The following is an 11,302-nucleotide window of genomic DNA, read 5'->3' as shown; positions in this document are numbered from 1 at the left end:
GCACCTCCGTATTTCTATGCTACCACGCCTTGGAATAGGACATTTCTATTTTGCATATTTAGGACATTATCACTTTGCGGTTACAATCATTTTTAACAATTGCAGAGGCTTAGATGCGTGGAAGCTTTGATGCCTGGTAAAGACAATTACAAACACCCAAAACAAACCCGCGAAGAGGATAGATAAGCAATTAAGCATAAGACAGTTAAGCAGAAGCGGAAGTTTTAAAACGTTACATTTTCGCTTATGCTTATCTGCCTATAGCTTAATTCGATATTTTTTACGGCCTGAACATGCCTTCTGCGGCCGCGTTGGTTATGTCAATTACAAAGCCCGGCATGATTCCCAATACCAGCATGGCCGTGCAGCAGATAATAAGCGCAGCCGTTACCATTGCGGGAACATGTACTTTTGGCAGGGTTGAAGTCTTGCTTTTATCCCATATATACATCCTTTTCAGGATTAACAGGTAATAATAAAGCGAAATGGTACTGTTTAAAGCGCCGGCAATTACCAGCCATAGATACCCTTTTTCCATTGCAGCGTAGAACAAGTACACTTTTCCGGCAAATCCCACAAGGGGCGGAATTCCGGCAAGCGATAATAATGCCACCATAAGAGTTAATGCCATTACAGGCTGCGTCTGCGCCAGCCCCGCGTAATCGTCAATTTCGTTGGAACCTGTTGACTTTTCAAAAACAGCCACCACGCCGAAAGCGGCAATATTGGTTACCGTATACGCAAGAAGATAAAACAAAACCGAACTTACGCCTATTACCGGCGCGCCGATAAAACCTACAAGCAAGAATCCCGCCTGTGATATTGTCGAATACGCAAGAAGACGTTTAATGTTTTTCTGCGGAATAGCAATTAAGTTACCGATAGTCATGGTAAGCAGCGCCAAAATTGCCAGGATAGGCTCCCACACAAATCCCGCTTTAATAAGCGTGTACGAAAGAAGCCTTATGGCAAAAATAAACCCCGCCGCCTTTGATGCCACGGAAATAAAAGCCGTAACAGGCGTGGGCGACCCCTGATATACATCCGGCGTCCATACGTGCATGGGCACCATTGAAAGCTTAAAACCAATTCCAAGTATAACCATTATTACAGCCAGCACAAATACGGGCTGAAAACCGTTGGCCGAAGTATAGAATAATATTCTGTCAAGATATGTGGTGCCTGTCATGCCGTATATAAGACTTAGTCCATAAAGCAGAATGCCCGACGACACCGCGCCAAGGATAAGGTATTTAATACCCGCTTCAAGGGACAGCGCCTCTTCCCTGTAAATGGCGGCAAGTGCGTACAAACTTATTGTGGCAAGTTCAAGGGATACATAAAGCGTTATTAATTCTTTTGACGAAGCAAGAAACATCATCCCAAGCGTGGAAGAAGCTAAAAGAAAATAATACGCCCCCGCCCTTTTATCGCTTAATTTAAGGGTATCAACGGAAAGCATCCCTGTTAAAAACGCGCCTGAAAGAAAAACAATCTTGGCAAACCATGAAATGCCGTCCGCGGCGTAAGCGCCGTTTAACATAACGCCGTCTTTTCTTGAAAGAATAACATATACAAGCATAGCCAGCATTGAAAAAGTAAAAACGCGGCCTGTTGTTTTTTTACCGGCTCCAAAAAGGTCAAGAATGAATATAAGAAAAGCGACTCCCGCAAGGGCGAATTCGTGGCTTAGTAACGAGATATTCAATTTACATACCTCCTATTTTTGCCGCTATCGGCAGTACAGAACTGTGAATAAGTTCCATCATGTAAAAAGGATAAACACCAAACAGCACTATAAAAAACATCAGTATGGAAAGCGATGCAATTTCCGTAAATTTGGCGTCCTTTAAATCTTTATATTCCGCGTCAATAGGCCCTAAGAAAACTATCTGAACAACTCTTAACACATAGAAAGCGGTTACGACAATACTGATAACCGAAATTATGGTGAGCAATGGAAAGGTTTTATAAACACCGACAAAGGTTGTCAGTTCCGCCACAAAACCGGACAGCCCCGGAAGCCCAAGCGAGCACAGCCCTGTCATGGCAAAGAATACAGCAAGCACAGGCATTACTTTGGCAAGCCCGTGCATTTTATGAATATCCCTTGTATGCGTCCTTCCATATGTCATGCCTATTAATCCGAAAAACAGCCCCGTCATGATACCGTGAGATACCATCTGAAAAACTGCGCCGCTTAACGCCACCGAATTCATTCCGGCAATACCTAAAAGCACTACACCCATATGGCTTACGCTGGAATAAGCGACAATGTATTTTAAATCCGTCTGTTTTACAGCGCCGAAGGAGCCGTACACGATATTAACAAGCGTCATTAAAGCCACAACAGGCAGCCAGAACTTTGCGCCTATCGGAAACAGCCAGACAGGAATTATAAGACACCCGTATGCCCCCAGTTTCATAAGGACTCCCGCGTGCAGCATGGAAACTGCCGTGGGCGCGGAGGCGTGTCCGTCCGGCGACCAGGTGTGAAACGGCCACAGTGCGGCCAATATGCCAAAGCCCACAAAAAGTATCGGGAAGAAAATTTTCTGGAACGTTGGGTCAAACGCGAACTTTTCAATTTTATCAAAATCAAAAGTGTGCATGCCGGTGGCAAAGTAAATACCAAGAAGGCCCGCAAGTATAAGGGCGGAACCCACAAGCAGATATAAAGTCAGTTTCATCGCCGCGTATTCCTTATCCCCTGTTCCCCAGATGCCTATAAGAAGGTACATGGGCAAAACTGCGATTTCATAGAAAAAGAAGAAAAGAAAAAGGTTGTACGTCATAAACACGCCATAAACGCCGGTTGTCAGCGTCAAAAGCAGTATGAAAAATTCTTTAGGCCTGTTGTTTAAGTCCCAGCTTGCAAGTATGCCGGCGGTGATTATTATCCCCGTTAAAAGCACAAGCGCCACGTTGATTCCGTTTACACCCATGAAGTAATTAACGCCTATAGAGGGTATCCAGTCCATACGCTCCACAAACTGAAGCCCGCCCTTTTTGTAATCATATGAAATAAACAGTATTACGGAAAAAATGAATGAAATCACGGAGAACACAAGCGATACAATTTTAACCGCTTTATGATTACTTCCCGGAATGAAGAAAAGCGCAATAACCGCGCATAGCGGCATAAGGTAAATTATTGTAAGAAAAGGTATTGTGCCAAGAAACTCTGCCATTTATCTGCCTCCCAAAAGCTTCAGTGCGTCCGGATTCCATACGGCAAAAACCGCCGCTATAAGCACCAGCCCGCCGAATATTATCAGCGCGTAACTTTGAACCCCGCCGTTTATAGTAAGCCTTAACTTGCTTCCGGCCCACCTGCACAAAAACGCCACAAGGTTAACGGCGCCATCCACCACGTGCCTGTCAAACCACTTGATTGCGGAAGCGATAACAAAAAATCCGTTCTTGATGAAAAACATGTATATCTCATCTATGTAATATTTATTATAGGAAAGTTTGTAAAGCGGGCCGGATGCTTTCTTTACCGCTTCCGGTTTTATAACGCCAAAAGAGTACATCAAAAGCGCCAGCAGAATTCCGGATACGGCAATGGCGCTGGATGACAAAGCCACGCCCATGTTAAAGTGGGTTTCGTGCGGGTGCGCGCCGAAGAATAAAAAGTTATAAACGCTCTGCTCTTTACCCGGTATGCCGGCAAGCCCCGTTACTATAGACAGCACTGCCAGTATCATTAAAGGTATTGTCATCGTCAAAGGCGATTCGTGCGCGTGGTCATAAGCGTGCGCGTCGCGCGGTTTACCCGTAAAGGTCATCAGGTAAAGGCGGAACATGTAAAAAGCCGTTAAAAAAGCCGTGGCTGCCGCAACGTAATACAGCCCCATGTGCCCCGATTCCATTATATTAACAAGTATTTCATCCTTGCTCCAGAAACCTGACAGCGGAAATATTCCCGCGATTGAAAGCGACGCTATTAAAAAAGTAATTGATGTTATGGGCATCTTTTTATGTAATCCGCCCATCAGCTGAATATCATTTGTGTGAACAGCGTGTATCACCGAACCCGCGCCAAGGAACAAAAGCGCTTTGAAAAACGCGTGGGTGGTTAAGTGAAACATTCCCGACGTGTAGCCGCCTATTCCCAGCGCCAGCATCATGTAGCCCAGCTGGCTTAACGTGGAAAACGCAAGCACCCTTTTTATGTCATTCTGCGTAAGCGCGATTGTCGCGGCAAAGATTGCAGTGAAGCCGCCAAGGTAGGCAATGACAAGCATTGCATGCGGAGACGCGGAAAAAATACCAAACAGCCTCGCCACCATAAAGACTCCCGCTGCCACCATTGTAGCCGCGTGAATTAACGCGGAAACGGGAGTGGGGCCTTCCATGGCGTCGGGCAGCCAGACGTGAAGCGGAAACTGCGCGCTTTTGCCGACAGCGCCGCTGAATAATAAGAGGGCTATCAATGTAAGCATGCCCGGCGATAAAACACCGGCTGTTATCTGCGCCTGAATTTCCGCGAAATTAAAAGTGCCTGTTATATATGAAAGGATAAGTATGCCGATTAAAAATCCAAAATCGCCGAACCTTGTCACCACAAAAGCTTTTTTGGAAGCTTCAGCGGCTTCCGGTTTAAACCACCAGAAACCTATAAGAAGATATGAACAAAGCCCCACAAGTTCCCAGAAAATATACATCTGTATAAGGTTGTTGGCCACAACCACACCAAGCATTGAAAACGAAAACAACGATATATACGAGAAGAATCTTGAAAAAGCATAATCCCCTTTCATATACCCTATTGAATACACCTGCACAAGCATGCTGACCGTTGTCACCACAATAAGCATTACAGTGGTTAACGGGTTAATAAGTATTCCAAGGCTCATTTTCACGTCGCCAAGATACAGCCACGGAAATGAAAATTCATGGTACGCTCCGTGGCCCGCTTTAAGCTGCAGGATTAACAGATAAACAGAAATTGAAAAAGAAAGAAAAATACAGCATACGGATATCACGGCGCTGAGCATTTTATGTTTTACCGTTATAGCCGTTATTACAAGAAACGCCAGTAATGGCAGGGCCGGTATTGCAAGCCCAAGCACGTTTAATTGTTCCACAGGTTATTCCTCCGTATTATCGTATTAAATTTTATCATTAGTATTTCATTATGTTCATTTCGTCGGCGTTTATTGTTTCCCTTTTTCTGAAAAGCGCCAGTATTATGGCAAGGCCAAGCACGCTTTCCGCCGCGGCAATGGCAATTATGAATATTGTAAATATATCGCCGGTTATTTCCTGCGGAGTTACATATTTGGCAAACGCCACCATGTTAATTGTAGCCGCGTTAAAAAGAAGTTCCAGCGACATTAAAATTCCTATGGCATTTCTTCTTGTAAGCACGCCTATCATGCCGATTGAAAAAAGCAGCGCGCTTAAAACCACATAATGCGCAAGTGTAATGGTCATTTAGCCGCCCCCTTTTTGTCCCCTGCCACAATTGCTATGGCTCCTATCAAAGCCGCCAGCAGCAGGACAGATACCACTTCAAAAGGAACCACAAATTCATTAAGCAAAAGCCGTCCGGTAAGCGCCGTATTATCCTGCGCCACCCTGTGGGCAATCATTTTGCCCCAGTTTGTTTTTAAAGCCGCGCTTATTATAAGGAAAGCGGTAAGCGCGGAAATTATAACCGCCGGAAGCAGCTGTTCATTGTGCTGGTCCGAATCCGCTTCTATTATTCTGCGGGTAAGGTTAATTACAAAAAGCGAAAGCACAACCACCGCGCCTATGTACACCAGCACCTGAATACCGGCAAGAAAATATGAATTTAAAACCACGTAAATTCCCGCCACGCCAAAAAGCGACAGCGCCAGAAACAAAGCGCTGTGGTAAATATTCGGCGCAAAAACCATTAATAACGCGCTGATTAAAATAAGGGCCGCAAAACCGTAAAAAAGTATGGTTTCAACCATATCATTCTCCTTAAAGTATCGTTTATTTATTCTTCTTTATATTTGGAAAGAAAGTATTTTTCTTTCTTGCCTTTTAATACGTATCTTTCCGCCACAAGGTCTATCATAAGGTCAGACTTATTCTGCGTGGCAAGTTCATATTCTTCGGACATTATAATGGCGCCAAACGGGCACGCTTCAACGCACAGGTTGCAGAACATGCAGGTGGCAAGGTTATAATTGTATTTCGCGGCCTTCGGTTTTGCTTTGCCGTCTTCCACAACTTTTTCAGTGGTAACTGACATATTCGGGCACGCCTTAACACACAAATTGCAGGCGGTGCACCTGTTGTCATTTTTTTCCGGGTCAAGCGGCATTACAAGCCTTCCGCGCACGCGCACGGGCAGGTCCGCTTTTACTTCCGGATACTGCATGGTAATGGGTTTACGAAACGCGTGTTTTAATGTGACTCCAAGCCCCTGCATAAGGCTTATGATTCCTTTTATTATTTCGCTGATATACTTTATCATTATTGTTTCTCCCTGATTGCTTCCGTCAGATTATAATACTTTAACTAAAAATGCCGTTATAAGAAGGTTTAAAAGCGCGATAGGAAGAAGTATCTTCCACGAAAATGCCATAAGATGGTCCACCCTTATGCGCGGGAAAGTCCACCTTGCCCACATCAGGATAGTGACCACAAAATAAGTCTTTAACATAAACCAGACTACCGGAGGAAGAAAAGGCCCCTGCCAGCCGCCAAGAAAAAGTGTGGCCGCAAGCGCGGATGTAAGAAAAAGGTTTGTGTACTCTGCCAGAAAGAACATTGCAAATTTCATACCGGAGTATTCGGTGATAAAACCCGATACAAGTTCAGATTCCGCTTCAGGAAGGTCAAAAGGCCCCCTGTTTATTTCAGCGTTGCCCGCTATAAGAAATAAAACAAAACCAATTATCTGCGGAATAAAATACCAGTTTAAAGGGTTGCCTGTCTGCGCCGCCACAATATCGCTCATCTTTAAGGAACCTGCAAGCATGACAACAGCAAGCACAGTTAACACCATCGGAATTTCATAACTTATTACCTGCGCGGCCGACCTTAAGCCGCCTATCAGGGAGTACTTGCTGTTAGAACCAAAACCCGCGGATAAAATACCTATTACCGCAAGCCCGCTTATCGCCAGCACGTATAATATGCCTATATTAATATCGCCAGCTATAAGCCCGTTGCCAAAAGGTATTACAAGAAAGACGCCGAATGACGCGGCAAAAACAATAAAGGGCGCCGCCCAGAACGTAAGAATATCAGCTTTATCCGGATTAATATCTTCTTTAAGAAGCATTTTAACGGTATCGGCAACCGTCTGAAAAAGCCCAAAAGGCCCCACCCTGTTTGGCCCTTTTCTTATCTGCAAAAGAGCCGCGAACTTTCTTTCATAATATATAATCCAGATTGCGTTTAAAGCGATAAAGGCCGCAATTACGGCGGCTATGACCAGCTGAAAAAATACATCAAGAATAAAACCCGGAAGCCCGGTCTGCATCCACAGATTATGCGCCCACGCGTAAAACTGTGAAAGCGGTTTGCCTGTATCGTAAAACAGATCCCATAAAAGTTTTTTGAAGTCCACTTATGTACCTCTTTTTTTATTGTTATAAAATTATATTATCTGTCAATTTCCGGAATTATAATATCAAGGCTTCCCATTATAGCCACCAGGTCGGCTATCTTGTGCCCTACGGATATTTCTTTGATAACTGATAAGTTGCTGAACGACGGCTGCCTTAATTTCATCCTGTATGGTTTATCCGTTCCATCGCTTACCAGATAAACACCCACTTCACCTTTGGGGCCTTCCACCCTTGTATATACTTCCCCTGCAGCCGGCTTTATTAACTTTGGCACTTTTGCCATCACTTCGCCTTCGGGAATCATATCCATTGCCTGTTTTAATATTGTCAGGCACTCGCGCATTTCCGCCATTCTTGCTTTGCAGCGGTCCCATGTATCTCCGTTATCGCGCAGGCACGCCTTAAAATCAATTTTGCCGTATACGCCGTACGCGTCCTGTTTTCTGATATCTATATTTACACCGGACGCTCTTAAATTAGGGCCGGTTACGCCGTAATTTATTGCCGTGTCTTTTGCAAGCACACCCACACCCTGCGCCCTTTTCACAAAAATTACGTTATTAATAAGCAGCGCTTCGTATTCATCCACTTTATCACTAAAATGCGATATAAATTTTTTCAGCATATCAAAAAAACCTTTTGGAAGGTCCTGCCTAAAACCGCCTATCCTGTAATAATTGTGAGTTAACCTTCCGCCGCAGGCGGCTTCCACCATATCTATAATTTCTTCCCTTTCGCGGAACGCGTAAAGAAGCGGCGTTAAAGCGCCGATATCCATTCCATACGCCGAATACCACAGAAGGTGGCTCATTATCCTGTTAAGTTCCGCGAAAATTACGCGCATGTACTGGGCGCGTTCGGGCGCTTCTATTCCCAGCAGTTTTTCAACAGCCATCACGTAAGCCCATTCATTGTTCATGGCCGACAGGTAATCTGTCCTGTCCAGATACGGTATTATCTGCCCGTATGTCCTGTTTTCAAATAATTTTTCAAGCCCCCTGTGCACGTAGCCAAGGTCGGGCACTATATCCTTTATTGTTTCGCCGTCAAGTTTTAAGACCAGCCTTAAAACACCGTGGGTGCTTGGGTGCTGCGGCCCCATATTAAGTATGTATTCTTCTGTGCCTGTTTTTTCCAGATTCACCGGAATGTTTGAATAGTTGTCCATTATCACACCTTCGGCATTGGTTTAAAATCGGGATGGGTAAAATCTTTTCTTAACGGGTTTATAATGCCTTCATCCAGCAGAAAACGCCTTGGATCAGGATGGCCCGTAAATTCAATACCGAACATCTCCGCGGCTTCGCGTTCGTGCCAGTCGGCAGTCCTGAAAATTTCCGCGACAGAGTCCGCTTTTGGCTCTGCCCTGTCCAGTTTCACCCTTATTACAATTGAATCTTTTGTTTCATTTGAATAAAGCCTGTAAATTACCTCTATGCAGGATTCCGCCGGCCTGTCTATGGCCGTCATAAAGTTCATGTGGTCAAAACCATAATCATTTTTAAGGCAGGCAATTGTGTTTTTTAAACCGCCTTTGCCGATTATTACATTTAAAACGCCAAGGTCTTCTTTGCTTTCCGTTATCTGAATTTTGCCTTTTATCTTTTCAAGAAGTTCCTGAGTGGTCATATTATTTCCTCACTATGGATTGTGATGATATTTTTTTCTGCAGTTTTATAAGGGCATCAAGAAGCGCTTCCGGACGCGGGGGGCATCCCGGAAGGTAAATATCCACCGGTATCACTTCATCCACGCCGTGTATCACCGAATAAGAATCATATACAAAAGGGCCGCCGGATACCGCGCAGGCGCCCATTGCTATTACATATTTTGGCTCCGCCATCTGCTCATAAAGCCTTTTGATAACAGGCGCCATTTTCTTTACAACGGTGCCGGCCACTATCATTACATCCGCCCTTCTTGGCGATGCCGCGGGCACTTCAAAACCGAACCTGGACCAGTCATATTTTGCCGCGCCTGCAGCCATCATTTCCATGGCGCAGCACTTGATTCCAAAAGTTAAAGTCCACAATGAATTCTTTCTGCCTTCGTTTAACATCCAGTCAATTGACGTGGTAATTATCTGCCCGCCCGGTATCTTTAAAACGCTTGCGGGTACACCGTTCATTATTCCCATTTAAGATCTCCTTTTTTCCAGGCATAAGCCAGCCCCAGGACAAGGATTAATATAAAAATTAAAGCTTCCACAAAAGGGGCCCAGCCGGAAACGGATTTATACACGACAGCCCACGGTATTAAAAAAGCCGCTTCCACGGCAAAAATCACATACATTAACGCGAAGACATAAAACCTCATATTAAACCTTATTTCAGCATCCCCTTTTGGGTCTATGCCGCATTCATATGTTTCGTTCTTTTCATCATTTGGTTTCTGAGGCATTATAATATAATTTACAGCAATGCCTCCGCCTACGAACACAATTGAAAATAAAAGAAAGACCAAAAGCGTCCCGTATTCCATGGTTACCTCCGTTAATTTTTCCTGTCAAACATATAAGCTGCCATCTCTTCAAGGCGTTTTAAAGCATCGGCGTTTTTCACGCTGACCGCCCTTAAATTTTTCTTTGCCGACTTTATGTGAATTGCCGCCGCTTCTTCCGCGGCTTCAACCCCTTTATACTTATAAATAAATTCAATTATATTTTTTGAATTTTCAGCGGCTTTCCCGTTTTCAAACACCCTGCAGATTGCCGCCGTCTCTATTCCCTTGCCGGCGTTCTGCATTGCCATTATTAAAGGAAGCGTCGCCTTGCCTTCTTTAATATCGCTTCCCGCCGGCTTGCCAAGTTCTGATTCGTCGGAAGTGATATCAAGTATGTCATCTTTTATCTGAAAAGCTATTCCTGCCTGAGTTGCAAAATCTGAAAGCAGCGCAAAATTTTTACCGTTTATACCGGCTAAAACAGCGCCCGCCTGCACGCTTACCCGTATAAGTGACGCAGTTTTACTTTTTACAATGTCAAAATATTGTTTCGGAGATATTAAAGGGTTATTCTTATTATATACCTCGTCAATTTCACCTTCGCATATCTGTTTAACGCCTTCAAACATAACGGAATAAAGCTTAAGATTCTGCTGCTTTATAAGCAGGGTTGCCGCATTGGCAAAAAGGTAATCCCCCCCAAGCACAGACATCTGATACCCTGCCATTTTAAAAAGGGATTTTTCACCCCTTCTTTTTTCGGAATTATCCAGAATATCGTCATGAATAAGCGTTGCATGGTGCAAAAGTTCCATTGCCGCAGCCGTATCCGCCGCTGTGTCGGTGTCTTTTTCACCGTTTAATTGCGCTGTAAGAAGAACCAAAAGCCCTCTTATCCTTTTCCCCTTGGATAAATCTATGTTTTCCATAAGGTACTTTACGCCCTTACTGTCGCTGTTGGCCGCCGCTTCAAGCTTTCTATTAATAAGGTCAAGCTTATGTTTTATATCCTTATTTTTGAACATTAATCGCCTTTGAATGACATTTTTTTGAAAACCAACACTTTTTTGCGTGTTTTTACCGTTTTATGAAGTACAGAATTAAAAATATTTTTATATTTTATACCGAATGATAAAAAAGTCAAGGTTATTTTGGATAATTTTCTAAAAATCGCTTTATTTTAAGGGTTGAAACAGACTAGATTTAATATTTCAGCTGAAATTTATAACATCTTGGACCTTTATTTTTTCCCCTTGGGAAAAAGAAAAAGCCCTCATCAACATCTTGGGCCTTTATTTTTT

The 11,302-nt window shown here is 43.9% G+C and carries 12 protein-coding genes; all 12 read right to left on the bottom strand.

Features of this window, described 5'->3' with window-relative positions; genetic code table 11:
* Positions 1–280: 280 nt before the first annotated feature.
* The 12 genes from JXR81_01595 to JXR81_01540 all read right to left on the bottom strand — a co-directional run bounded on the left by JXR81_01595 (position 281) and on the right by JXR81_01540 (position 11,026).
* Positions 281–1,708: an NADH-quinone oxidoreductase subunit N gene (locus JXR81_01595; GenBank protein ID MBN2753538.1), complete on the bottom strand. Its 1,428-nt coding sequence runs from the start codon at positions 1,706–1,708 to the stop codon at positions 281–283.
* A 1-nt stretch (position 1,709) separates the two neighbouring features.
* Positions 1,710–3,191 (bottom strand): NADH-quinone oxidoreductase subunit M, encoded by a 1,482-nt coding sequence (locus JXR81_01590; GenBank protein ID MBN2753537.1) that lies wholly within the window; start codon positions 3,189–3,191, stop codon positions 1,710–1,712.
* A complete protein-coding gene (gene nuoL / locus JXR81_01585) occupies positions 3,192–5,093 on the bottom strand; it encodes an NADH-quinone oxidoreductase subunit L (GenBank protein ID MBN2753536.1) in 1,902 nt (633 codons plus the stop codon). It lies immediately after the preceding gene.
* 37 nt (positions 5,094–5,130) lie between these two features.
* Entirely contained in the window at positions 5,131–5,442 is a 312-nt protein-coding gene (gene nuoK, locus JXR81_01580) for an NADH-quinone oxidoreductase subunit NuoK (protein MBN2753535.1), read from the bottom strand.
* Positions 5,439–5,948, bottom strand: a complete 510-nt coding sequence (locus JXR81_01575; GenBank protein ID MBN2753534.1) for an NADH-quinone oxidoreductase subunit J — start codon at positions 5,946–5,948, stop codon at positions 5,439–5,441. Before JXR81_01575 ends, nuoK begins: the two co-directional genes overlap by 4 nt.
* A 26-nt stretch (positions 5,949–5,974) precedes the next feature.
* A complete protein-coding gene (locus tag JXR81_01570; protein MBN2753533.1) occupies positions 5,975–6,457 on the bottom strand; it encodes a 4Fe-4S binding protein in 483 nt (160 codons plus the stop codon).
* 30 nt (positions 6,458–6,487) lie between these two features.
* Entirely contained in the window at positions 6,488–7,471 is a 984-nt protein-coding gene (nuoH, locus tag JXR81_01565) for an NADH-quinone oxidoreductase subunit NuoH (GenBank protein MBN2753532.1), read from the bottom strand.
* A 122-nt stretch (positions 7,472–7,593) separates the two neighbouring features.
* Positions 7,594–8,727, bottom strand: a complete 1,134-nt coding sequence (locus JXR81_01560; GenBank protein MBN2753531.1) for an NADH-quinone oxidoreductase subunit D — start codon at positions 8,725–8,727, stop codon at positions 7,594–7,596.
* A gap of 2 nt (positions 8,728–8,729) precedes the next feature.
* A complete protein-coding gene (locus JXR81_01555; GenBank protein MBN2753530.1) occupies positions 8,730–9,188 on the bottom strand; it encodes an NADH-quinone oxidoreductase subunit C in 459 nt (152 codons plus the stop codon).
* A 1-nt stretch (position 9,189) separates the two neighbouring features.
* Positions 9,190–9,696, bottom strand: a complete 507-nt coding sequence (gene nuoB, locus JXR81_01550) for an NADH-quinone oxidoreductase subunit NuoB (GenBank protein MBN2753529.1) — start codon at positions 9,694–9,696, stop codon at positions 9,190–9,192.
* Positions 9,687–10,040 carry an NADH-quinone oxidoreductase subunit A gene (gene ndhC, locus JXR81_01545; GenBank protein MBN2753528.1) on the bottom strand — a complete coding sequence of 118 codons (354 nt, stop codon included), beginning with the start codon at positions 10,038–10,040 and terminating at the stop codon, positions 9,687–9,689. The genes nuoB and ndhC overlap by 10 nt, the downstream gene beginning before the upstream one ends.
* 11 nt (positions 10,041–10,051) lie before the next feature.
* A complete protein-coding gene (locus tag JXR81_01540) occupies positions 10,052–11,026 on the bottom strand; it encodes a polyprenyl synthetase family protein (protein ID MBN2753527.1) in 975 nt (324 codons plus the stop codon).
* Positions 11,027–11,302: the final 276 nt, after the last annotated feature.

The sequence above is a fragment of the Candidatus Goldiibacteriota bacterium genome (assembly GCA_016937715.1).
Classification (GTDB): Bacteria; Oederibacteriota; PGYV01; order PGYV01; family PGYV01; genus PGYV01.
The sequence above is the reverse complement of the archived record's forward strand: the minus strand, read 5'-3'. Positions and strand labels throughout refer to the sequence as shown.